We start from the raw sequence: 22,761 nt of genomic DNA on the forward strand, positions 1-22,761 counted from the left end.
GAGCCTACGGCGAACCCTCCGTCAGCCGGAGGCAATTGTCTTGTAACCGCATCTGGCGATGTCGGCCGCTGTTGGCCGAACTGTCGCGACCGGGCCTGGTGGTGGCCTGGTGACCCCGCGAACGGTCCTCGGGGTCAGGGAACAGCGCGAGTTGGTCGCCTCGGCGCGGTCGAGTCTCTCCGCCCTCGAGGGGCGTGCTCGCCGTCCTGGGCGGGCTCGCGGTCCCACGTGCCCTTGGGGGGAGTACGGCCTGACCGGTAGCTCTCCGCGTCACGATCCTCCGGTCGTGAGCGGTCACACCTGGCCGACGCCGTGCTCGGTACCCGAGGGCCCGTCGTCCGATGGCCACCGCGGCGCCGTGATGGCGCGTGACCGTGACCTGCCGGTTGTTTCGGTTGTTCTGCTGGAGCGGGGCCTTCCAGTACCGCTCGCCCCAGACGCTGGTGTATGCGGGGTCGACCGCGATCACGACGAGGCCGGCGTGGAAGGCCATCGAGCGCAGACGCTCCCGGAAGCGGGCGGTGGGGATGTGGGCCACCGTGCGACGGAACCGTTTCCCGCGCCCGCCACGGCCCATGGTTTCCCGACCTGTGGCGCGAGCGTTGCCGAAGCCCAGGTTCTCGATCGTGATGCCCGCGCACTGGTGCTGCTTGGCGATGCGGATCAGCTCGGTGATCGCTGCGCGCAGCAGCCCGTCTCGGCCGCTCGCCGGTCCGTCGACGGCGATCGGGAGGGTGAGGGGTTCGCCGACGGGGTTGCCGTGTGGATCGAGGACATGGGCGGCGAGATGGTCGGCGTTGAGATCCACACCGAGCATGCGTGCGCCCATGGCCCGAAGTTCCTCGGGCGTGGGCAGCGCAGCGGTGTCGGTGGCCCAGGAGGCGTCGAGGTACCAACGGTCGCGGACCGCATCGTGCGCGATGCGGTAGCGCACGGCCCTGTGGGCGGTGATCCTGTCCGACCAATCATCCCGCCGGTGCGAGAAACCGACTGCGCATGAGAGCCGGTACCGGCCCCTGGGTGCGTTCGCCAGATGTCTGAGTGGTTCGGGCAGCACGATCGACACCAGGCCCGTGTCCGGGGCTACGGTGATCGTGTAGTTGCCGTACGGAGCACCGGATTCGCCGTCGGCGGTCAGGAACAGACGGGCCGAGTCCCACCGCTGCCTCCACTGCGTGTCGGTGAGCCCGGAACTGCCGAGGGAGTTTCGTGCCTTGGCCAGCCGTCTCCCGCCCGCCACGATGCCGGGCCGGCCCGATTCGAGACGGGCCTCGATCCGGGTGAGTCGGGAGCGAAGTACAGCGAGGCGACGTTGCTTGGACCACCGTTCTGCCTGGTTCGCATAGCCTCGGGTCTTGCCGCTCCGCTGCCCGCACGGCACCGCAAGCCGCATTTCGATGACGTGGGCAGCCCGCCGCAGAGACGTTTGCTTGTCGTACAAGCAGCGGAGGGAGAGCTGGTACTGGTCCTCGCTCGCGCGGGTCATCGCGCCGGCCCACCGCGACGAGGACACGGCGGTCAGCCTTTTCTTCCGTTCCGCCCTCTGGTTCTGGCCGGCTCTCACCTGGCCGATGCCGATGCGCGTCGCGAGATCGGCTCGCTGGTGGTGGCCCAGGTGCTCGCCGACCAGCCGGAGCACCTCCGTATCGGCCGCGGTCACCCGCAATCGGTCCCGGATGCGAGCGCCGGCGGGCGCGGAAACCGTGAACGGGTCCGCAATGGCCCGCAAGCCCCGTTTCCTGGCAGGCCTACGTGCCATCAGTCATCACCTCTTCCCCGATCCCCGTCCCGAACCCGGCTCCTGCGAAGGCGTTGTCCATACGGGTGAACGAGCCGCGGAGGGGAAAGTCACGCGTTCGTCGATCGAATGCAATGTCGCAGACGTGCGGCGCGACCCTTCCCACCGCGGGAGGTCGCGAAAGGGAATCGATCGCCCCTGCCCCCCTGTTGCGCTACGCGCGTTGACTCTAGGCTGCGAGCGCACACGCGGCGGACGATCAAAGCCGCGAATCGGGGCACGGGGCAAAGGGGACCTCAGGAGAGATGGCAGTGAACCGCAGGAAGAGCAAGGCCGGGCGGCGGATTCTGGCCGCCGGCGCGGGGCTGGCGACGGTCGGCGCGCTCGTCGCCGCGATGCCGGCGGGCGCCTCGTCCGACGCCGAGGGCGCGGGCGGGACGAACGGCAAGGGCTGGGGCCGGATGGTCGACGTCCAGCTGCTGTCCTTCAACGACCTGCACGGAAACCTGGAGCCGCCGACCGGTTCGTCGGCCCGGCTGACGCGGGTCAAGGAGGACGGCACGACCGAGACGATCAACAACATCGGCGGTGCCGAGTACCTGGCCACGCACCTGGAGCAGGCCCGCGCGGGTCACCGGTACTCCATCACGGCCGCCGCCGGCGACATGATCGGCGCCTCGCCGCTGCTCTCCGGGCTCTTCCACGACGAGCCGACCATCGAGGCGCTCAACGAGATGAAGCTCGACGTGAGCTCGGTGGGCAACCACGAGTTCGACGAGGGCGCGCGCGAGCTGAGCCGCATACAGAACGGCGGCTGCCACCCGGTCGAGGGCTGTTTCGAGGAGGGCAAGACCTTCGAGGGGGCGAACTTCCCCTACCTCGCGGCCAACGTGACGGACGAGAAGAACGGCAAGCCGCTGCTCGACCCGTACTTCATCTGGGAGAAGGACGGCGTCCGGATCGGCTTCATCGGCGTCACGCTCGAAGGCACGGCGAACATCGTCTCCGCCGAGGGCATCAAGGGCCTGAAGTTCGGCGACGAGGTCGAGACGATCAACAAGTACGCCAAGGTGCTGGAGCGCAAGGGCGTGAAGTCGATCGTCGCCCTGCTCCACGAGGGCGGCATGCCCGCCTCGGGCGCGTACAACTACGACTGCGACACCCCGGGCGCCGGCGCCGGCATCTCCGGCCCGATCGTCGACATCGCCAAGAACGTCACCCCGCAGGTCGACGCCCTGGTCACCGGCCACACCCACCAGGCGTACGCGTGCACCATCCCGGACCCGTCGGGCAAGCCGCGCACGGTGACGTCGGCGGCCTCCTTCGGCCGGCTGTACACCGACACGACGCTCACCTACGACCGGCGCACGAAGGACATCGTCCGCACCGCCGTCGCCTCGGCCAACCACGTCGTCACCCGGGGCGAGGCGCACGGGAGGATCCACGACCTGATCAAGCGCTGGAACGTTCTTGCCGCGCCGATCGCGAACCGTCCCGTCGGCCACATCGGCGAGAACATCGAGAACCCCATCGACCCGGGCGTGTACGAGAAGCCGCTGGGCAACCTGATCGCCGACGCGCAGCTGGCGGGCATGGCCCCGGCCGACAAGGGCGGCGCCCAGCTCGCGCTGATGAACCCGGGCGGCGTCCGCGCGCCGCTGACCAAGCGGGACGACGGCGTGGTGACCTACCGCGACGCGTACACCGTCCAGCCGTTCACCAACATGATGACGGTGGTCGACCTGACCGGCGCCCAGCTCGTCACGGCGCTCCAGCAGCAGGTCAGTGGTGCCAACCTGGCGGCCCCGAAGATCCTCCAGGTGTCGAAGAACGTCAGCTACACCCTGGACATGACGAAGGCGGGCGCCGACCGGATCGTCGTCGACTCGGTGCGCCTGAACGGTGAGCCGATCGACCCGTCGAAGAGCTACCGGGTCGCGATGAACGAGTTCCTCACGGGCGGCGGCGACGGCTTCCCGGTCCTGGCCACCGGCACGAACAAGCTGGTCGGCGCGTCGGACCTGGACGTCTTCATCGCCTACCTGACGGCCAACTCCTCGGCCGCCCAGCCGCTCAAGGCCCCGGCGACGGGCCGGATCACGGTCGTCAAGTAGGACCCGTGGCTCCCTGAGGGGGCCGTCCCTCCGCCTGGCCGGCGGAGGGACGGCCCCCTCTTCCGCGCCCGGCGGCACCCTGGCGCATCTTGACGCGGACCTGTCATCATCGCGTGTCATGGAGCGACGACGCTTTCTCGCCGGGGCCCTCGGGGCCGGAGCCGTACTGCTCGCCGGGGCGCCCGCGGCGCGGGCCGCGGCCGTGGACACGCGTGCGTGGATGGCCGCCCACGGGGACGGCACCGCGCTCGCGCGGCTGACGATCCCCGGGACCCACGACTCCGGTGCCCGGTTCGGCGGCCCCTGGAGCGAGTGCCAGAACACCACCATCGCCCAGCAGCTCGACAGCGGCGTGCGCTTCCTCGACGTGCGCTGCCGCGTCACCGGCGGGTCCTTCGCCATCCACCACGGGGCCTCGTACCAGAACATGATGTTCGGCGACGTCCTCGTCGCCTGCCGCGACTTCCTCGCCGCGCACCCCTCCGAGACCGTCCTCATGCGGGTCAAGCAGGAGTACTCCGAGGAGTCCGACGCCACCTTCCGCGCCGTCTTCGACGACTACCTCGACCGGCGCGGCTGGCGCTCCCTCCTCCGGATCGGGGACACCCTCCCGCTCCTCGGCGAGGCCCGCGGCCGGGTCGTCCTGCTCGCCGACAACGGCGGACTGCCCGGACTGCGCTGGGCCGACTCCCGGTACTTCGCCGTCCAGGACGACTGGAACGCGCTGCCCGACGCCAAGTACCCGAAGATCCAGGCCCACTTCCGCGCCGCCGTCGACCGGCCCGGCCCGCTGTACGTGAACTTCGTCAGCACCTCCGCCTACCTGCCGCCCCGCTGGAACTCCGACCGGCTCAACCCCTGGGTCCACGGCTTCCTCGACAGCGCCGAACTCGCCGGGCGCACCGGGCTCGGCATCGTGCCCCTCGACTTCCCCGCGACCCGCGCCGGGCTGGTGGAGGCGCTGCTGCGGCACAACTGACCCCGGGGCAGCAGAGCCCCGGGCCAATTGGCTGGCGCCCGGGGCCGGAGCCGTACGACCATGCCCGCATGGAGAACAGCGGCACGGAGAACAGCGGCACGGACGTACGGCGGTGGACCGCCTCCACCGTCCACACCGACATGTGGGCCGACCCCGGCGAGGACCCGCGTGAGGGCGGCGGCGCGGCCGTGAGCGACGAGCGCGGGGCGCTCCTCGACGCGCTGCGCCACTTCCGGCTCACCCTGGAGCTGAAGTGCGAGGGCCTGGACGCCGAGCAGCTCGCCCTCCGCTCCGTGCCGCCCTCCACCATGTCCCTCCTCGGCCTCATCCGGCACATGGCCGAGGACGAGCGCCACTTCCGCCGCCTCGCCGGCGAGGAGTCGCCCCGGATCTACCGCACCCCGGACGACCGCGAGGCCGACTGGACCGGCGCGGTCGCCGACCCGGCCGTCGTCGCCGAGGCGTGGCTCCGCTGGAAGGAGGAGGCGGCGGCCACCGACGCGTACCTCGCCGCCGCGCCGGACCTCGGCGCGCGGCTCCCCGACGGCGGCCAGCTCCGCGAACTCCTCACCATGCAGATCACCGAGTACGCCCGCCACTGCGGCCACGCCGACCTGCTGCGCGAGCGCGTCGACGGGCGCGTCGGCCAGTAGCCGGTCAGGCGGTGACCTCCGGCGGGGGCGTCGGCGCGCCCGGCAGGCGGAGGGTCGCCACCGTGCCGCCGCCCTCCGCCGGGGACAGGGTCACCGAGCCGCCCGTCCGCTTCACCGTGCGGGCGACGATCGAGAGGCCCAGGCCCGAGCCGGGGAGGCTGCGGGCCGACGGGGAGCGCCAGAAGCGGTCGAAGACGTGCGGGAGCTCGTCGGCGGCGATGCCCGGGCCGTGGTCGCGGACCGTCAGTTCGCCGCGCATCAGGGTCACCTCGATCGTGCCGCGCGGCGGCGAGAACTTCACCGCGTTGTCGAGGACGTTGACCAGGGCCCGTTCCAGGGCGGCCGGTTCGGCGCGTACGTACCAGGGCGCCAGGTCCGTCGCGAAGGTCAGCTCCGGGCCGCGCAGACGGGCGCGGTCCAGCGCCGAGCGCAGCACGGTGTGGAGGGGGACCACCTCCAGGGGGCCGGGACGGACCGCGTCCGGGCGGGCCAGCTCCTGGAGGTCGCCGATGAGCGCGGCCAGTTCCGTCATCTGCGCCTTCACCGAGGCCATGAGCGCCCGGCGGTCCTCCGGCGGGATCGCGCGGCCGGTCTCCTCGCTGCGGGCGAGCAGCTCGATGTTGGTGCGCAGGGAGGTGAGGGGGGTGCGCAGCTCGTGCCCCGCGTCCGCGATCAGCCGCGCCTGGCGGTCCCGTGAGCTCGCCAGCGCCGCCGTCATCTGGTTGAAGGCGCGCGACAGGCGGGCGATCTCGTCCTCGCCGTCGGCCGGGATCCGTACCGTCAGGTCCTCCGTCGCCGCCACGTGCTCCACCGCCCCGGTCAGCCGGTGCACCGGCTCCAGGCCGGTCCTCGCCACCCACAGTCCGGCGGCGCCCGCGCCGATCACGCCGATGCCGGAGACCAGGAGCAGCACCCAGCCGAGCGTGGAGAGCGAGTTGTCGATCTCGGCGAGCGGACGGGCGACGGAGACGGCGAGGCCGGGCGGGCCCGGCTGCGGGTAGGTGTAGACGCGCATCTCGCGCCCGTCGGCGTCCTTCACCGTGTGCAGGACGTACGCGAGCGTGCCCCGGGCCACCGCCAGGTCGCCCTCGCCGGCCGGGAGCGCCGCCTTGCCGGAGGTGCAGACGCCGCCGGCCGAGTCGATGATCTGCACGGTGTACGAGCCGGCCGCGGGCGGCGGGGTCTCGCCCTGCCGGCAGAGGGTGAGGAGGCTGCGCACGGCGGCCGGGTCCAGCCGGGTGTTGCGCAGCGCGGAGTCCATCTCGCCCTCCAGCTGCGCGCGCGTCACGAACCAGCAGGCCGCGGAGACGGCGGCGACGGCGACGGCCACGGCGAAGGCGGTGAGCAGCGCGAGGCGCGAGCGCAGCGGCCGGGACCGGAACCACGCCAGGGGGGTGCGGGGCCGTCGCCGGGGACCGGGGCCGGGAGGAGGGGTCACTCGGTGCCGCCTCCGCCGCGGAGCGCGTAGCCGACGCCGCGCACGGTGTGGACGAGGCGGGGTTCGCCGCCCGCCTCCGTCTTGCGCCGCAGGTACATCACGTACACGTCCAGGGAGTTGGAGCTGGGTTCGAAGTCGAAGCCCCAGACGGCCTTGAGGATCTGCTCGCGGGTGAGGACCTGGCGGGGGTGGGCCAGGAACATCTCCAGGAGGGTGTACTCGGTGCGGGTCAGTTCGACGGGCCGGCCGGCGCGGGTGACCTCGCGGGTCGCCAGGTCCATCCGCAGGTCCTCGAAGGACAGCACGTCCTCCGGCTCGCCGGCGGGCGCGGCCGGGGCGGCGTACGCGCTGCGGCGCAGCAGGGCGCGGATGCGGGCGAAGAGCTCGTCGAGCTCGAAGGGCTTCACGAGGTAGTCGTCGGCGCCGGCGTCGAGGCCGGTGACGCGGTCGCCGACGGTGTCGCGGGCGGTCAGCATGAGGATCGGCACGGTCGAGCCGGCGGCCCGGATCCGGCGGGCCGCCGTCAGCCCGTCCATGCGGGGCATCTGCACGTCGAGGACGACGAGGTCGGGGGCGTACGACTCCATGGCGGCGAGCGCGTCGACCCCGTCGACGGCCTCGCGCGTCGCGTACCCCTCGAAGGCGAGGGAGCGGCGCAGGGCCTCCCGCACGGCGGGTTCGTCGTCGACGATGAGGATGCGTTCGGTGTCGTTCGGCTGCCCGGTCATGGTGTCAGCGTGCCATGTGCTCAGCTCTGGCCGCCGGAGCGGAGGGCGTCCAGGTCGGCCTTGAGGGTGTTCACCGGGATGGCGAATCCGAGGCCGACGCTGCCGGCGGTCGAACCGCTCGAAGAACTGGGCGAATACATGGCCGAATTGATCCCGATGATCTCGCCGTTCATATTGATCAGCGCGCCGCCGGAATTCCCGGGGTTGAGGGAGGCGTCGGTCTGGATCGCCTTGTAGGTGGTCTTCGAGGAGCCGGTGTCGCCGTTGAACTGCTGTCCGCCGAACTCGAACGGCCAGCCCTGCCGCGGGTCCCACTGCTGCTGTCCGTCCTGGCCGCCGGAGCCCTCGGAGTCCTTGGCGACCGTGACGTCGCGGTCGAGGGCGGAGACGATGCCGCTGGTGACGGTGCCGGTGAGGCCCTCGGGGGAGCCGATGGCGACGACCTCGTCGCCGACCTTCACCCGGGAGGAGTCGCCGAGGGTGGCGGCCTTCAGGCCGGAGGCGTCGCGGAGCTTGATGAGCGCGAGGTCCTTGTCGGGGTCCTTGCCGACGACCTCGGCCGCGTACGTCTTGCCGTCGCTGGTCCGCACGGTGATCTCGGAGGCGCCGGAGATCACGTGGTTGTTGGTGACGATCTCGCCGTCGGCGGTGATGATCACGCCGGAGCCGGTCGACTTGCCGGAGGCGGAGCTCGCGGAGATCTCCACGATGGAGGGGGAGACGGCCTCGGCGACCCCGGCGACCGTGCCGGAGCTGCTCGCGGAGACGTTGGTGCCGCTGACCACGGAGGAGGCGGTGACGGGCGCGTCCCGCGCGGTGAGCTGCTGCACCAGGGTCGCGGTGCCGCCGCCGATCGCCGCCGCCGCGATGGCCACGGCCGCCATCAGGCCGACGCCGCGCCTGGCGCGCCGCCGGGAGACCGGGCCGGCGGCGGGTACCGGGCCGGCCGTCGCGTACGCCGGCTCGGCCGGGGGAGGCGTGAAGCCGCCGGACCCGGACGGCCACACGGTGGTGCCCGGCTCGGTGGTGATCGGCTGCGTCGGCTCGTACGGCGGGCGCGGCGGGTAGTACGGCTGCTGGGGCTGCGTGTGGTCCGTCATGGCACCGACTCTCGGCCCGCGAGATGAGAAGCGTCTGAGGACCGGCTGAGAAGCCCGACAGAACCCTGTATGCCCGAAATAAAGAAGGTGGCCGCCGGTCCGGACGGGGTCAGTGGCAGCCGCAGGAGCGGCGGACCACCAGGGCCGAGGGGAACTGCTTGACGCGTTCGCGGCGCGAGCCGTTGACGCGGACGGAGTCGTCGAGGACCAGGTCGACCGCGGCGCGGGCCATGGCCGGGCGGTCGGAGAAGACGGTGGTCAGCGGCGGGTCGGTGAGCGCCGCCTCCTTCACGTCGTCGAAGCCCGCCACCGCCAGCTCGGTCGGCACGTCGATGCGCAGCTCGCGGGCGGCGCGCAGCACGCCGAACGCCTGGTCGTCGGTGGAGCAGAAGATGGCCGGGGGGCGGTCCGGTCCCGCCAGGAGCTTCAGGGCCACCTGGTAGGCGTCGTAGCGGTTGTACGGGGCCTCGAAGAGCCGGCCCTCGGTGGTGCGGCCGGCCTCCTGCATGGCGCGCCGCCAGCCCTCGACGTGGTCGGCGACCGGGTCGCCGACGGCCGGGGTGTTGGGGACGCCGCCGAGGCACGCCACGTACGGGTGGCCGTGCTCCAGGAGGTGCCGGGTGGCGAGCTGCGCGCCGCCGATGTCGTCGGTCACGACGGCGACGTCGTCGATCGCCTCGGGCCGCTCGTGCAGCAGCACCACGCGCGCGTCCCAGGCCTCGATCTCGCTCGCGGCCTGCTCGCTCATGCCCTGGCTGACGAGGATCAGCCCGGAGACCCGCATGCCGAGGAAGGCCCGCAGGTAGTGGATCTCGCGCTCGGTGCGGTAGTCGGAGTTGCCGACCAGGACCATCTTTCCGCGCTCGGCGGCGGCCTGCTCGACCGCGTGCGCCATCTCCGCGAAGAAGGGCTGGCGCGCGTCCGGGACGATCATGCCTATGAGGTCGGTGCGGCGCGACGCCATCGCCTGGGCCACCCGGTCGGGCCGGTAGCCCAGCTCCTTGATGGCGGCGAGGACACGCTCGCGCGTGGCCGGGGCGACCGGCCGGGGTCCGTTGTTGATGACGTAACTCACGACCGCGGTCGAAGTACCCGCCAGTCGCGCTACGTCATCCCGCGTCACCTTGGCCACGCGCGGAAGTCTACGCGGGGTGACCTACCTACCGGCAGGTCGCGTTGTGGCATACGCCACGTTACTGCCCCTCTAACGAGTGGTGTCGACCGTGGCGCCCTTGACTGCGGCACCCGTACGGGCCTCCGCACGGCCCCCGGTACGGGCCTCTTCCCGGGTGTCCTGCCCCGCTTCCGTCCGCTTCGTCCCGTCGGACTCCCGGCCCGCCGCCCCCTTCGCCTCCTTGGCGCGCGCCTCCTCGGCGGCCCGCTCCACCTTCTCCGGCGTCACGAAGCGGTATCCCACATTGCGGACGGTGCCGATCAGCGACTCGTGCTCCGGGCCCAGCTTCGCGCGCAGCCGCCGCACGTGGACGTCGACCGTGCGGGTGCCGCCGAAGTAGTCGTACCCCCACACCTCCTGCAGCAGCTGCGCCCGCGTGAACACCCGGCCCGGGTGCTGCGCCAGGTACTTCAGCAGCTCGAACTCCTTGAAGGTGAGGTCCAGGACCCGGCCCTTCAGCTTCGCGCTGTACGTGGCCTCGTCCACCGACAGGTCGCCGTTGCGGATCTCCATCGGGGAGTCGTCCGCGACGATCTGCTGGCGGCCGAGCGCGAGCCGCAGCCGCGCCTCGACCTCGGCCGGTCCCGCCGTGTCGAGCAGCACGTCGTCGATGCCCCAGTCGGCCGTGACCGCCGCCAGACCGCCCTCCGTGACCACCAGGACCAGCGGACAGCCGGGGCCGGTGGAGCGCAGCAGCTGGCAGAGCGAACGGACCTGCGGCAGATCGCGCCGCCCGTCGACGAGGATCACGTCGGCGCCGGGGGTGTCCACCAGGGCCGGGCCCTCGGCGGGGGCCACCCGCACGTTGTGCAGCAGCAGGCCGAGGGCGGGCAGCACCTCGGTCGACGGCTGGAGGGCGTTCGTGAGGAGCAGCAGAGAACTCATCGGGCCTCTCCCCCTGCCAGGGTCGGCCGGCTCGTCGGTCGGTCGTGCTTCGTACGCTCGTCCATGACGTCGGTTCCTCCTCGGTCCCTGCGAGGACATCTGCGGTACTGCTCTGTTTCTGCGGTACTGCCGTACTGCCGTTACTGCGGTCTCACCTGTCGCTCCCGCGCCCTGAGAGCTTTTGTTCATCCGTCCGTAACAACGGCCGGAAAACGCAAAAGGACCCGGTGGCGACGTCGCCCGGATCCCTGCCTAGGAGAATAGCCCACATGAGTTCCGAGGCAGAGGGCCGATTTCACATGATGGATGTTTCCTCGCTCACTTCCGGACCTCGCCGCGCAATGCTGACGACGGACGACGGCGTCCGGATCGAGGCGGTTTACGAACCCTTCTCCGCCAGTGTCGCCGACACCGCCGTCGTCGTCGCGCACGGCTTCACCGGCGCCGCCGACCGCCCCGCCGTCCGGCGCGCCGCCCAGGTCCTCGGCCGGCACGCGGCCGCCGTCGTCACCTTCTCCTTCCGCGGCCACGGCCGCTCCGGAGGCCTCTCCACCCTCGGCGACCGCGAGGTCCTCGACCTCGCCGCCGCCGTCCGCTGGGCCCGTGAGCTGGGCCACGCGCGCGTGACGACCGTCGGCTTCTCCATGGGCGGCTCCGTCGTCCTCCGGCAGGCCGCCCTCGACCGCGCCACGCCCACCGGACCCGACGCGGTCGCCGCCGTCTCCGCCCCCGCCCGCTGGTACTACCGGGGCACGGCCCCGATGCGCCGCCTCCACTGGATGGTCACCCGCCCGGTCGGCCGGCTCGTCGGCCGGTACGGGCTCCGCACCCGCGTCGACGCCCGCCCCTGGAACCCCGAACCGCTGCCGCCGTTCGAGGCCGTCCCGCTGATCGCCCCCGCCCCGCTGCTCCTCGTCCACGGCGACCGGGACCCCTACTTCCCGCTCGACCACCCCCGGATGCTCGCCGCGGCCGCCCCCGACGGCGCCCCCGTCGAACTGTGGCTGGAGCCGGGCATGGGCCACGCCGAGAACGCGGCCGGCGAGGAGCTCCTCGACCGGCTCGGCGCCTGGCTCGTCCGCCGATAGCCCATCATGGGGAGCGGCGCGCACACGAACGAAGGGAGCGCCGCTATGGCAGCGGGAACCATCCGCTACTGGGCCGCGGCCAAGGCCGCCGCAGGGGTCGCCGAGGAGCCGTACACCGCCGAGACCCTCGCCGAGGCCCTGGACGCCGCCCGCGCGGACCACCCGGGCGAGCTCGTCCGGGTCCTCCAGCGGTGCTCGTTCCTCGTCGACGGCGACCCGGTCGGCACCCGGAGCCATGAGACGGTACGGCTTGCCGAGGGCGGCACGGTCGAGGTGCTCCCCCCGTTCGCAGGAGGGTGAACCCCACAGCATGAGCAACGACCAGCGGTACGGCGGCGCGCCGCACGACCCGAACGCGTACGACCCCTCGGTCACCCAGACCTGGGAGGGCCAGACCTGGGACACCACGTACCAGCCGGCGGTCCGCCCCGAGGACGCGGCGTACGGGTACCCGGGAGCGCAGCAGCAGGCCCCGCAGCCGTACGCCCACCCGCAGGAGGGGTACGGCGGGCAGGCGTACGCCCCGTACGCGCAGCCCGAGCAGCCGTACGCGCAGCCGGAACCGTACGTACGGCCGGAGCAGTACCCGCAGCCCGAGCAGCCGTACGCACAGCCCGAGCAGCCGTACGCGCAGCCCGAGGCGTACGCGCCCGAGCAGCCGTACGCCCCGCCGGAGCCGCGGCCGGAGCCGTACGCACAGCCCGAGCCCGCCTCCGCTCCGGCGCCCGCCGACGGGGCCGGGGCGCCCGCCGGCGGACCCGCGTACTCCTCGCCCACCACCTCCGGGAACACCCGGATCACCGACGCGCAGCGCGCGCGGGCCGAGGGCCGGTCGCCGATCATCGAGCCCGGCATGCGGCCCGCCGTGCTGACCGCCGTCCTCGGGCTGCTCCTCGCCGGCGGCGCCGCGCTCGGCACCTACGGGCTCCTGCTGCCGCTGGTCGCGCTCCAGGCCCTGACCGCCGCCGGCTGGTTCCGGCTCAACGGCATGTGGCCGGCCCGGCAGGGCATCGCGCTCGCCTTCCTCGGCGGACTCGTCGCCGACGCCGCCCTGCTCGCCACCGGCCGCGAGCACGCGGCCCCCGCCCTCCTCGGCACCCTCGGCGTCTGGGTGCTGCTCTGCCTGGTCCTCCAGCTGCGCAGCCACGCCGAACCCGACGAGCGGATGTACGGCCTCATGGCCACCGTCACCTCGGCGGCGCTGACCGTCCTCGCCGCCGGACACCTCGGCGCCGAGCCGGACGCGGTGGCCGTCGGCGCGGCCGCCGTCGGCGCGACCGTCCTGGCCCGCGCGCTCCCGCTGCCCGGCCCGGTCTCGCTCGTCGTCTCGCTCCTCGCCGGCGCGGGCGCCGGCATCGCCGCCGGCACCCTGAACGGCATGGGCGCCTCCGGCGCGCTCCTCGGCCTCGCCACCGGCGTCTGCGCCCTGGTCGGCCTGCGGGTGGCCAGCTACGACTACCCGTCCCGCTTCGTGCACATGACCGCCGGGGTGGCCCTGCCGCTGACGGCCGCCGCGCCCGCCGTGTACCTTCTCGGCCGCGCCCTGGTCTGACCGACGCACGGCCCGCCCGGGGCGCCCGGGAACCGTCCGGCCCCCCGACACGTCGATCTTCGTGTCGGGGGGCCGGCACGCATCACCGGCACACTGACGAACTGGCGACGGGGGAAGAGAAAGCCATGCGAGCACTGCGGATCCTGCTGGTCGCGGCCTTCGTACTGGGCGGAATCCTGGTGGGCTCCGACCGGCTCGCCGCCGCCTGGGCCGAGTCGGAGGTCGCGGGCCGCGCCTCGCTCGCCGGCGGCAGGACCGAGTCGGTCGAGGTCGACATCAAGGGCTTCCCCTTCCTCACCCAGGCCGCCGACAAGCGCTTCGGCGAGGTCCGGGTGGTAGCCCGGGGCGCCCACACCCAGGCGGGCGAGAAGTCCCTCCGGATCGACGAGATCACCTTCGACCTGCGGGACGTGACCGTCACCGGCGACTGGAGCGGCTACCGGGCCGGCGAGGCGAACGGCACGGCGCTCATCTCGTACGCGGACCTGGTCGCGGCCTCGGAGCGGGCGACGGCCATGGAGTACGGCGGCCCCGGCAAGGTGAAGGTGACGGGCAGCGTCGAGGTCCTGGGCCGCAAGGTGACCCGCACGGTCACCTCCTCGGTCACGCTGGTGGACGGCGACACCCTCAAGGTCCGCGCCGACGAGGTGCCCGGCGGGGGCATCCCCTTCCTGGAGGAGATGGTCCGCGAGCGCACCGACTTCGAGCGCCCGATCGGCCGCGTCGCCGGCATGCGGGTCGCGAAGGTCGAGCCGCGCCCCGAGGGGCTCGCGGTGACGGTGAACGGCCGGGACGTCGCGATAGCGGGCTGAGCGGGCCCTTCTTTCACATAATGAGACGACCCCGTCCGATCCGCAGAAGCACGGGCTCGGACGGCCGGAAACCGGGGCACGGCCCCCTGCCCGAACCCCACCCTCGTCTCATTCTTCGGACGATCGCGTCTCACGATACGACACGCCGGTGACACGGTCGCCTGTCCGTCCCTACGATCGACGGCATGAAGCGACAGGCGGAACTCACGAAGCGGCGGGCAGTAGACCTGTGCCGCATCGCCGCCATGCTCTGTCGCTCCGTCTGAGCGGGACGCGCTCCGCGCCCGTATTCCCCACGGCCCGCCGACCCCCGAGGTCGAGGCCGCACACCGCGCAGCACGACGCCGTCGGGCGCAGCCCCGACGCGTACCCGCACATGCAGCACCACCCCGCACCACACCGCCGCACACTGCCCCGGAGGAGAACAGACATGGCTCGCAGCGACGTACTGGTCGACGCCGACTGGGTCGAGGCCAACCTCGACAACCCGGCCGTCGCGATCGTCGAGGTCGACGAGGACACCGCCGCCTACGACAAGAACCACATCCGCAACGCCATCCGGATCGACTGGACCAAGGACCTCCAGGACCCGGTCCGCCGTGACTTCATCGACCAGGAGGGCTTCGAGAAGCTCCTCTCGGCCAAGGGCATCGGCAACGACACCACGGTCGTCCTCTACGGCGGCAACAACAACTGGTTCGCCTCGTACGCCTACTGGTACTTCAAGCTGTACGGCCACCAGGACGTCAAGCTCCTCGACGGCGGCCGCAAGAAGTGGGAGCTCGACTCCCGCGACCTGGTCGACGGCTCCGAGGTCCCGGCCCGCCCGGCCACCGAGTACAAGGCCAAGGCCCAGGACGTCTCGATCCGCGCCTTCCGCGACGACGTCGTGGCCGCCATCGGCACCCAGAACCTGGTCGACGTCCGCTCGCCCGACGAGTTCTCCGGCAAGCTGCTCGCCCCGGCCCACCTCCCGCAGGAGCAGTCGCAGCGCCCGGGCCACGTCCCGTCCGCCCGCAACATCCCGTGGTCGAAGAACGCCAACGACGACGGCACCTTCAAGTCCGACGCCGACCTGAAGGCCCTCTACGAGGCCGAGCAGGTCGACCTGGCGAAGGACACCGTCGCCTACTGCCGCATCGGCGAGCGCTCCGCCCTCACCTGGTTCGTCCTGCACGAGCTCCTCGAGGTCCCGAACGTCAAGAACTACGACGGCTCCTGGACCGAGTACGGCTCCCTCGTCGGCGTGCCGATCGAGCTCGGCGCCAACAAGTAAGACCGGGTCGCGCGACCTTCCCTCCCCTCTAGGACAGGACAGAGAACATGTGTGGAGCACCGATCGGCGGCCCCGACGTCAGCACCCTCAAGCCCGGTGAGACGGCCATCCAGGGCCAGGTGACCAAGGACGGCGAGCCCGTCACCGGTTACGTCCGCCTCCTGGACTCCTCCGGCGAGTTCACGGCCGAGGTCCCCACCTCCGCCACCGGCCAGTTCCGCTTCTACGCGGCCACCGGCGAGTGGACCCTCCGCGCCCTCGTCCCCGGCGCCCAGGCCGACCGCAAGGTCGTCGTCACCGAGACGGGCAGCCTGACGGACGTGGCCATCGCGGTCTGATCCGTCGCGGGCTTCGCGCCGCCGCGCCGGCCTCCGTCCGTCGGGGCCGGCGCTGCGGGAAGCCTCACCTACTGGCCGAAGGGCCGCGCATTCTGGGGGTTGGACGCCTCGCGCGGCCCTTCGTGCCGTTTCCGGTCCGATGATTCGGCCGACCGTGTGACCTTCGCGCGCCTGCCTCGTTGAGGTGTTCGACGGGCGGGTGATCGGGGGGTGAGGGCATGGTCGAGCGTTCGGCATCCGGACTGCGGGTGCTCGCTCCTCCGCGTGTGGTCGCCCCGACCGGCGCGCTGACCGTGCGGACCAGGCTACGGCTGTCGGACCGCGATGCCGTGATCCTTCGCGAGCTGGCAGAGTACCTGTCGCGGCTCGCCGCTCGGGACTTGGCCGAGCGAGTGGCCCTGGGGGCCTGCCACACCGCCGCCGACTTCGCCCGCCGTAAGCGCGAGCTGACGGTGCTTACCTCCTCCCGGTGGGCGGGCACCATGACCCGTGGCTCGAACGACCAGTGGCAGCTGGCCCGACGGGCGCAGGCGGCCCACCTCGAGCAACTCGCCGCCGAGATCGAAGTGATCGAAAGACGCCTGACGGCGCCGGTCGGCGGGCGCGACGAAGCCACGCGAGTCAAGGGGTATCCGACGCGGCGGGTGCGCGCGGTCAAGCAGCAGCGCCTCCAGATCCTCCGGGCGCGACTGGCCGGGGTCGCCGCGGACGCCTCCGCGGGGCGTGTTCACGTCGTGCGCGGGGGCAAGGATCTGCTGCACGGGCGTCTCCATCCGGACCGGTCGGGGCGATCACTGGAGGAGTGGCGGGACCGCTGGTGGGAGGCGCGGAACCGGATCGAGGCGGACGGCGAGGCCGGGAAGACGTACGGGAACCAGTCGCTGAGGGTCGGCCCCGACGGAGTGGTCGTGATCAAGCTTCCGGTGGTGCTCGCGGAGCGGTACCGGGAGCACTGCGACCGCTTCGGCCGTTACACGCTGGACGCCCGGTGCCGGTTCGCGTACCGGGCCGATGAGTGGCGTGCTCAGGTCGAGGCGCACCGGTCGGTCGGCTACACCGTCCGGTTCGAGGGCGGCCGCTGCTATCTGATCGCCTCCTTCACTCCGGCGGAAGCCGGCTTGCGGCTGGACGCGGACGACGAGGCGCTGATGGCGTCGGCCCTGGCCGGAGGCGTGTTGGGGATCGACCAGAACGTGGACCACCTGGCGGTCTGGCGTCTGGACAGGCACGGGAACCCGGTGGGGCGGCCGGGCCGGATCGATGTCGGTCACCACGGTCCGGCGTCCTGCCGCGACGCGGGGGTGAGGCACCTGTGCAGCGAACTCATCAGGGCGGCCAGGAAGACCGGCTCGACGGCCCTGGTCATCGAGGACCTGGGCTTCGGCACCGGGCGGGAGCGGTGCGGCTGGCCAGGACGGGCCGGTCGGCGCTTCCGGTCGGCGGTGGCGGGCATCCCGTACGCCCGTTTCATGTCCCGGCTCGTGGTGATGGCACATCGGGCCGGGCTGGCGGTGATCGCGGTGGATCCCGCGTACACCAGCCGGTGGGGTGTGCAGCACTGGCAGCGGAGTACGAGTACGACACGAGTGAAGACGTCCCGGCACGAGGCTTCGGCCGTCGTGATCGGGAGGCGCGGCCAGGGACTGGGCGCGCGGCGCAGGGCAGAGAAGTCCGTACCCCGCGGGACGACGGAAGAGGCCGAGCGGTCGCGCGTCGAGACGCGCCGCCGGGCCGGTACGGAGACCCATCGCCCGGCCGCGTACGACAGCAGACCCGGTTTCCTCCGTGCGCAGAGGATCGCCGACCGTCCCGAGGACGGCGCACGGGATGCGCCCCGCCGACGGACGCCGACAGCGGTCCAGGCTGCCCAGGACCGTTCGGGGCAGCCCGCCGGAAACGCATCCGTTCCGGCGCCGAGGGACGGTTGGACGCCATCACCAGGACTCGGGGCACGGCCCTTCGGTCTGTCCGCGGTGGGGTCGCGGTCGTAGGCTTGAGGTGTGTACGCACGGCGTCGGCGCGTCTACTTCTGGATGATGGGTGCCTGCCTGCTGCTCTTCGTGGGCGCCTGGGCCGTCGTGCGGCTGTTCTCCATGCCGGTGGCCATCGGGATGTGCGTGGTCGCCATGGTCATCCCGCCGGTCGCGGCGATGGTGGCGAACCGGCGGGGGCCGGAGGACCGCTGGTGGGACGATCCGTCCGGGGATCCGCAGTCGGACGAGTGGTGGGACGAGCTCGACGGCAGGAAGCGGCGGGAGTAGCGGCGGGCGGGCGTCAGCCGAACCAGGCGCGGGACTCCGGCTGGTGGGGGCGGACCAGGGCCAGGATCGTCAGGGCCAGCCAGGCCACCGTGATGATCGTCAGGCCGAAGAACACGTACGCGAACGGCAACGACGCCCAGCCGTAGGCGATGGCCGAGATCCGTACGCCCGGCAGGCGGGCGGGGAACCTGAGCGCGGTGGCCACGCCCCAGCCGGCCAGCGCCAGGATCAGTACGCCGAAGAACTCGACCGTGCCCGAGTGGAGCTCCGGTGCGTCGTCCTCCCAGGTCCGCGCCGCGATCTCGGTGGCGTGGGTGAGCACCCAGACGGCGAGCAGGGCCTGCGCGCCGGCCAGCACCATCAGCAGCGTGCGGAGATTGCGTACCGGCTGCGGCATCGGCACGTCGCCCGGCGGGTACGCGGGGCGCTCGGGCGGCTGGGCGGGGTCCCGTGGGCGGTTCCACGGGCGCTCGTCGTCGGGCCGTCCTGTGCCGTCGTTCCGTTCCACCGTGGCCTCCCCCGCCTCGCCCGGAACCGTCCGTACACACGTGCGTGCGTGCGCCATGGTCGGCGATCCGCCCGGAGGAGTCCAGGGGGAGATCCGGCCGGAATCCGTACCGGAACCGGGGGCGGGATCAGTAGACGAGGGCCTGGGTGCCGTCGGTCATGGCTTCCTGGACGAAGACCTGCGCGCCGGCGATGCGGACGCCGGGCAGGACGTCCTGCTCGGTGATCTCGCGGCGGGCCGCGCACTGGGTGCAGAGGGTGATCCGGCCGGCGGCCAGGATCGAGTCGATCAGGTCCGGGAGCGGCGCGGCGTGCGGCAGCTCGAACTCGGCCGCCTTGCCCGGGAGGGCGAACCACGAGGACTCGCCGGTCAGCCACAGTGACACCTCGACGCCGCTGGCGACGGCGACGGCCGCCACGGTGAAGGCCTGGGAGCAGCGTTCCGGGGCGTCGGCCCCGGCGGTCACCTTGATCACGAGCTTCTTCGCCATGCACCGCACTGTAATGCGAGGCCGTGCCGGAGGCCGACCGTGGCGCGGGGGGCCGTCCCGGTGCTTGATCGTCGGGGAGACCCACCTCACCGAGTGGGCCGGGGTCCCGCCCACTAAGCTGGGGTCCGGTCCGTTCCGCCTTCACCGCTCAGCCGAGGAGCACCCCGTGATCGTTTTCTTCGAGACCCTGCTGGTCCTGGTCGCCGTCGGCGTGCTCGCCTTCACCGGTCTGGCCGTGAAGAAGCTGTACCAGGGTCAGCGCTGACCCCTCGGTCCCTCCCCTCTCACCGGCCCCTTTCACAGATCGTCTGAGTCGCTCATGATCCAGATCCCGTCCGACCTCAACCCGGACCTCGTCCCGCTCGCGTTCCTCCTCGGGACCTGGGAGGGCGCCGGTGTGTCCGACTTCCCCGGCGCCGAGAAGTGCAACTTCGGCCAGTCCGTGACCTTCAGCCACGACGGCCGCGACTTCCTGGAGTACCACTCGCACTCCTGGGTCCTCGACGCGGAGGGCAACAAGGTCCGCCCGCTGGAGAGCGAGAGCGGTTTCTGGCGGATCGACAAGGACCGCAAGGTCGAGGTCGTGATGGTCCGTGACGACGGCGTCGTCGAGGTCTGGTACGGCGAGCTCGCCGACCAGAAGCCGCAGATCGACCTGGCGACCGACGCCGTGGCCCGCACCGCCGCCTCCGGCCCGTACAGCGGTGGCAAGCGCCTCTACGGCTACGTGAAGAGCGACCTCATGTGGGTCGGCGAGAAGGCGACCCCCGAGGTCCCGCTCCGCCCCTACATGTCCGCCCACCTGAAGAAGGTCGTCACCCCCGAGGAGGTCGCCGAGATGGCGCGCAACCTCCCCGACATGCCCGACGACGGCATCGCCTTCTTCAAGTAGGCCCCCGCGGGACCCCCGCCGGCCCGCCGCGCCCTCCTACACTGGGGGGCGTGGTGAGCACCGACTGGAAGAGCGACCTGCGGCAGCGCGGCTACCGGCTGACGCCGCAGCGCCAGCTTGTCCTGGAGGCGGTGGACGTGCTGGAGCACGCCACGCCGGACGACATCCTCGGCGAGGTGCGCAAGACCGCCTCCGGGGTGAACATCTCCACCGTGTACCGGACCCTGGAGCTCCTGGAGGAGCTCGGGCTCGTCAGCCACGCGCATCTGGGGCACGGGGCCCCGACGTACCACCTCGCGGACCGGCACCACCATCTGCATCTGGTGTGCCGGGACTGTTCGGGGGTGATCGAGGCGGACGTCGAGGTGGCCGCCGAGTTCACCGGGAAGCTGCGCGAGACCTTCGGGTTCGAGACCGACATGAAGCACTTCGCGATCTTCGGGCTGTGCGCGGACTGCGCGCGCAAGGCCGCCGCCGACGAGTCCTGACGGCGGAGTCGTAGGCTTTTCCCATGAAGAGCCCTTCGAAGAGCCCTTTGCTGTCCCTGCCCGGCGCCGTTCCCGCCGAAGGCCGTGACGAAGGCGTCGCCGCGCACTACGGCGACCTGTTCCGTGAGCAGCGCTCCCTCGCCGACGGGGCGGGGTTCGTCGACCTCTCGCACCGGGGGGTCGTCACCGTCACCGGCGACGACCGGCTGAGCTGGCTGCATCTGCTGCTCACCCAGCACGTCAGCGACCTTCCGGCCGGTCAGGCCACGGAGGCGCTGATCCTCTCCGCCAACGGGCACATCGAGCACGCCCTGTCCCTCGTCGACGACGGCGAGACGGTGTGGGCGCACGTCGAGCCGGGCACGCGGGGCGAGCTGATCGCCTACCTGGAGTCGATGAAGTTCTTCTACCGGGTCGAGGTCGCCGACCGGTCGGACGAGTTCGCCGTGGTGCACCTGCCGGCTGGCTCCACCGCGGAGTCGCCCGAGGGCGTCGTCGTACGGGAGACGGCGTACGGGCGCGACCTGTTCCTGCCGCGTGCGGAGCTGGAGGCCTTCGCCGGCGCGCACGGGCCGGCCGCCGGTGTCCTCGCGTACGAGGCGCTGCGCGTGGAGGGGCACCGGCCGCGGCTCGGCTTCGAGACCGACCACCGGACGATCCCGCACGAGGTCGGGCTCATCGGCACGGCCGTGCACCTGCAGAAGGGCTGCTACCGGGGGCAGGAGACGGTCGCCCGGGTGCAGAACCTGGGGAAGCCGCCGCGCCGCCTGGTCTTCCTGCACCTGGACGGCAGCGAGGTGGCGCTGCCCGCGCACGGTACGCCGCTGCGGCTGGCGGCCGACGGGCCGGAGGGGCGTCAGCTCGGCTTCGTGACGACGGCCGTCCGCCACCACGAGCTGGGGCCGATCGCCCTGGCGCTGGTGAAGCGGAACGTGCCGGTGGACGCGCCGCTGGTGGCGGGGACGACGGCCGCCGCGCAGGAGACCGTCGTCGAGCCGTAGGGGCTCAGACCTCCAGCAGGACCGTGAACGGGCCGTGGTTCGTGAGGCTGACGCGCATGTCGGCTCCGAAGCGGCCCGTCTCCACGTGCGCGCCCAGCTTCCGCAGCTGCGCGACGACCTCGTCGACGAGGGGTTCGGCGACGGGGCCGGGGGCGGCGGCGTTCCAGGTGGGGCGGCGGCCCTTGCGGGCGTCGCCGTAGAGCGTGAACTGGGAGATCACCAGGAGCGGCGCGGCCACGTCGGAGCAGGACTTCTCGTCCTCCAGTACCCGGACGGACCAGAGCTTTCTCGCCAATTGGGCGGCCTTCTCGGGGGTGTCGTCGTGGGTGACCCCCACCAGGACGCACAGCCCCTCGCCGGTGATCTCGCCGACCGTCTCCCCTGCGACGACGACCTTCGCGCCGTCCACCCTCTGCACCACAGCTCGCATGGGTCCCAACCTACCGATCGGGGATTTCTGGGGGCCGAACGGGTGCAGAGCGCCTGCACGCGCGTGTGCGGGAGTGGCACCATGCCAGGAGGCGGTGCGGCTGCGCACCGGTCGAGGGGACGATTCTCATGAGTGCATCCAGCACGGGGCCGACGCCGTCCGGCCCCGTACCGCTGATCCGCTCCGCCGGTCCGGTGCCCGGTGGCCCGGTGCCCGGCGGTCCGGTGCCCGGTGGCCCGGTCGCGCGGCCGCCCGTGCAGCGGACCGGGGAGCCGGCGCCGTCCGGCCGGCCGGGGCACGACCTCGGCGGGCTGCGTCTCGCCGAGCTGCGGGCGCTGCGCCGGGACGCGCAGAGCGACGAGGCCGATCTCAGCTATGTGCGCCGGATGCTGCAGGGCCGGATCGACATCCTGCGGGCGGAGCTGGCGCGCCGGACCGATCCGGAGGCGCCGGTGCTCGACCGGCTCTCCGAGATCCTCGCGGACGTGCCGTCGCGGCACCGGTCCTCGGCCCGGCACGTGACGCTGTCGACGCCGCGCGGGGAGGAGTACCGGCGGCTGGCGGCCGAGATGCTGTCGGAGGTCGAGCTGTCGGACCTGACGGCCCGCACGGACGAGGAGCTGCACACCGCGATGGGGCGGCTCGCCGGGTACGAGCAGCAGATCTCGCAGCGCCGGCAGTCGCTCCAGCGGACCGCCGACGACTGCGGGGCGGAGATCGCCCGCCGTTACCGGGAGGGCGAGGCGCAGGTCGACGACCTGCTGGCCTGAGCCCGGGGAAAATCCCGTGGCGGAACGGGCGGGCGTGCGTAGGGTC

24 protein-coding genes are annotated in these 22,761 nt (G+C 72.4%); 15 read left to right on the forward strand and 9 right to left on the reverse strand.

What is annotated here, in order from left to right; translation table 11 throughout:
- Nucleotides 1-4: 4 nt before the first annotated feature.
- The gene (locus ABZ621_RS24220; RefSeq protein ID WP_360607873.1) at nt 5-1,729 is read right to left on the reverse strand and encodes a hypothetical protein; all 1,725 of its coding nucleotides are present in this window, start codon (nt 1,727-1,729) and stop codon (nt 5-7) included.
- Between the two features lie 314 nt (nt 1,730-2,043).
- Here ABZ621_RS24220 and ABZ621_RS24225 point away from each other — a divergent pair, with 314 nt between their 5' ends.
- The 3 genes from ABZ621_RS24225 (at nt 2,044) to ABZ621_RS24235 (ending at nt 5,484) form a co-directional block, all read left to right on the forward strand.
- A complete protein-coding gene (locus ABZ621_RS24225) occupies nt 2,044-3,852 on the forward strand; it encodes a bifunctional metallophosphatase/5'-nucleotidase (protein ID WP_360607875.1) in 1,809 nt (602 codons plus the stop codon).
- 118 nt (nt 3,853-3,970) lie between these two features.
- Nucleotides 3,971-4,831: a phosphatidylinositol-specific phospholipase C gene (locus tag ABZ621_RS24230; RefSeq protein WP_360607877.1), complete on the forward strand. Its 861-nt coding sequence runs from the start codon at nt 3,971-3,973 to the stop codon at nt 4,829-4,831.
- Nucleotides 4,832-4,899: 68 nt separating this feature from the next.
- Nucleotides 4,900-5,484 (forward strand): DUF664 domain-containing protein, encoded by a 585-nt coding sequence (locus ABZ621_RS24235; protein ID WP_360607879.1) that lies wholly within the window; start codon nt 4,900-4,902, stop codon nt 5,482-5,484.
- A gap of 4 nt (nt 5,485-5,488) precedes the next feature.
- Here ABZ621_RS24235 and ABZ621_RS24240 read toward each other — a convergent pair whose 3' ends face one another.
- The 5 genes from ABZ621_RS24240 to ABZ621_RS24260 form a co-directional block, all read right to left on the reverse strand.
- A complete protein-coding gene (locus ABZ621_RS24240) occupies nt 5,489-6,922 on the reverse strand; it encodes a HAMP domain-containing sensor histidine kinase (RefSeq protein ID WP_360607881.1) in 1,434 nt (477 codons plus the stop codon).
- On the reverse strand, nt 6,919-7,650 hold the full coding sequence (locus tag ABZ621_RS24245; RefSeq protein ID WP_360607883.1) for a response regulator transcription factor: 732 nt from the start codon (nt 7,648-7,650) through the stop codon (nt 6,919-6,921). The genes ABZ621_RS24240 and ABZ621_RS24245 overlap by 4 nt, the downstream gene beginning before the upstream one ends.
- Before the next feature lie 20 nt (nt 7,651-7,670).
- The gene (locus tag ABZ621_RS24250; protein ID WP_360607885.1) at nt 7,671-8,750 is read right to left on the reverse strand and encodes a trypsin-like peptidase domain-containing protein; all 1,080 of its coding nucleotides are present in this window, start codon (nt 8,748-8,750) and stop codon (nt 7,671-7,673) included.
- 109 nt (nt 8,751-8,859) lie between these two features.
- Nucleotides 8,860-9,882, reverse strand: coding sequence for a LacI family DNA-binding transcriptional regulator (locus ABZ621_RS24255; RefSeq protein ID WP_360607887.1), 1,023 nt, complete (start codon nt 9,880-9,882; stop codon nt 8,860-8,862).
- A gap of 72 nt (nt 9,883-9,954) precedes the next feature.
- On the reverse strand, nt 9,955-10,809 hold the full coding sequence (locus tag ABZ621_RS24260; protein WP_360607888.1) for a response regulator transcription factor: 855 nt from the start codon (nt 10,807-10,809) through the stop codon (nt 9,955-9,957).
- Nucleotides 10,810-11,078: 269 nt separating this feature from the next.
- Between ABZ621_RS24260 and ABZ621_RS24265 the strand changes: the two genes are divergently transcribed.
- From ABZ621_RS24265 to ABZ621_RS24300, 8 genes are all read left to right on the forward strand, one after another.
- Nucleotides 11,079-11,897, forward strand: a complete 819-nt coding sequence (locus ABZ621_RS24265) for an alpha/beta fold hydrolase (protein ID WP_360607890.1) — start codon at nt 11,079-11,081, stop codon at nt 11,895-11,897.
- A 45-nt stretch (nt 11,898-11,942) separates the two neighbouring features.
- Nucleotides 11,943-12,197, forward strand: coding sequence for a MoaD/ThiS family protein (locus ABZ621_RS24270; RefSeq protein WP_169087723.1), 255 nt, complete (start codon nt 11,943-11,945; stop codon nt 12,195-12,197).
- 10 nt (nt 12,198-12,207) lie between these two features.
- Nucleotides 12,208-13,449: a hypothetical protein gene (locus ABZ621_RS24275; protein ID WP_360607892.1), complete on the forward strand. Its 1,242-nt coding sequence runs from the start codon at nt 12,208-12,210 to the stop codon at nt 13,447-13,449.
- A gap of 125 nt (nt 13,450-13,574) precedes the next feature.
- Nucleotides 13,575-14,261, forward strand: coding sequence for a DUF2993 domain-containing protein (locus ABZ621_RS24280; protein WP_360607894.1), 687 nt, complete (start codon nt 13,575-13,577; stop codon nt 14,259-14,261).
- Between the two features lie 430 nt (nt 14,262-14,691).
- The gene (locus ABZ621_RS24285) at nt 14,692-15,537 is read left to right on the forward strand and encodes a sulfurtransferase (RefSeq protein WP_360607896.1); all 846 of its coding nucleotides are present in this window, start codon (nt 14,692-14,694) and stop codon (nt 15,535-15,537) included.
- Nucleotides 15,538-15,584: 47 nt separating this feature from the next.
- Nucleotides 15,585-15,875 carry a DUF1416 domain-containing protein gene (locus ABZ621_RS24290; RefSeq protein WP_031009709.1) on the forward strand — a complete coding sequence of 97 codons (291 nt, stop codon included), beginning with the start codon at nt 15,585-15,587 and terminating at the stop codon, nt 15,873-15,875.
- Between the two features lie 218 nt (nt 15,876-16,093).
- Complete coding sequence (locus ABZ621_RS24295; protein ID WP_360607898.1) at nt 16,094-17,866, forward strand: IS200/IS605 family accessory protein TnpB-related protein; 1,773 nt, start codon at nt 16,094-16,096, stop codon at nt 17,864-17,866.
- A gap of 9 nt (nt 17,867-17,875) precedes the next feature.
- On the forward strand, nt 17,876-18,136 hold the full coding sequence (locus ABZ621_RS24300; protein WP_360607899.1) for a DUF3099 domain-containing protein: 261 nt from the start codon (nt 17,876-17,878) through the stop codon (nt 18,134-18,136).
- Nucleotides 18,137-18,149: 13 nt separating this feature from the next.
- Here ABZ621_RS24300 and ABZ621_RS24305 read toward each other — a convergent pair whose 3' ends face one another.
- Together ABZ621_RS24305 and ABZ621_RS24310 are read right to left on the reverse strand one after the other, a co-directional pair.
- The gene (locus ABZ621_RS24305) at nt 18,150-18,644 is read right to left on the reverse strand and encodes a hypothetical protein (protein ID WP_360607901.1); all 495 of its coding nucleotides are present in this window, start codon (nt 18,642-18,644) and stop codon (nt 18,150-18,152) included.
- Nucleotides 18,645-18,771: 127 nt separating this feature from the next.
- Complete coding sequence (locus tag ABZ621_RS24310) at nt 18,772-19,134, reverse strand: DsrE family protein (RefSeq protein WP_360607902.1); 363 nt, start codon at nt 19,132-19,134, stop codon at nt 18,772-18,774.
- 319 nt (nt 19,135-19,453) lie between these two features.
- Here ABZ621_RS24310 and ABZ621_RS24315 point away from each other — a divergent pair, with 319 nt between their 5' ends.
- From ABZ621_RS24315 to ABZ621_RS24325, 3 genes are read left to right on the forward strand one after another with little or no spacing between them, the layout of a single operon-like run.
- Nucleotides 19,454-20,026, forward strand: a complete 573-nt coding sequence (locus ABZ621_RS24315) for an FABP family protein (protein WP_189950939.1) — start codon at nt 19,454-19,456, stop codon at nt 20,024-20,026.
- Between the two features lie 50 nt (nt 20,027-20,076).
- Nucleotides 20,077-20,514 (forward strand): transcriptional repressor, encoded by a 438-nt coding sequence (locus ABZ621_RS24320; RefSeq protein ID WP_360607904.1) that lies wholly within the window; start codon nt 20,077-20,079, stop codon nt 20,512-20,514.
- A 23-nt stretch (nt 20,515-20,537) separates the two neighbouring features.
- Nucleotides 20,538-21,515: a folate-binding protein gene (locus ABZ621_RS24325; protein WP_360607906.1), complete on the forward strand. Its 978-nt coding sequence runs from the start codon at nt 20,538-20,540 to the stop codon at nt 21,513-21,515.
- A gap of 4 nt (nt 21,516-21,519) precedes the next feature.
- On the opposite strand, the gene dtd is transcribed toward ABZ621_RS24325, so the two are convergent.
- Entirely contained in the window at nt 21,520-21,945 is a 426-nt protein-coding gene (gene dtd / locus ABZ621_RS24330; RefSeq protein ID WP_360308245.1) for a D-aminoacyl-tRNA deacylase, read from the reverse strand.
- Between the two features lie 128 nt (nt 21,946-22,073).
- Here dtd and ABZ621_RS24335 point away from each other — a divergent pair, with 128 nt between their 5' ends.
- Nucleotides 22,074-22,715 carry an ABC transporter substrate-binding protein gene (locus tag ABZ621_RS24335; RefSeq protein ID WP_360607908.1) on the forward strand — a complete coding sequence of 214 codons (642 nt, stop codon included), beginning with the start codon at nt 22,074-22,076 and terminating at the stop codon, nt 22,713-22,715.
- Nucleotides 22,716-22,761 lie beyond the last annotated feature (46 nt).

Source organism: Streptomyces sp. NPDC007863 (assembly GCF_040633895.1).
Classification (GTDB): domain Bacteria; phylum Actinomycetota; class Actinomycetes; order Streptomycetales; family Streptomycetaceae; genus Streptomyces.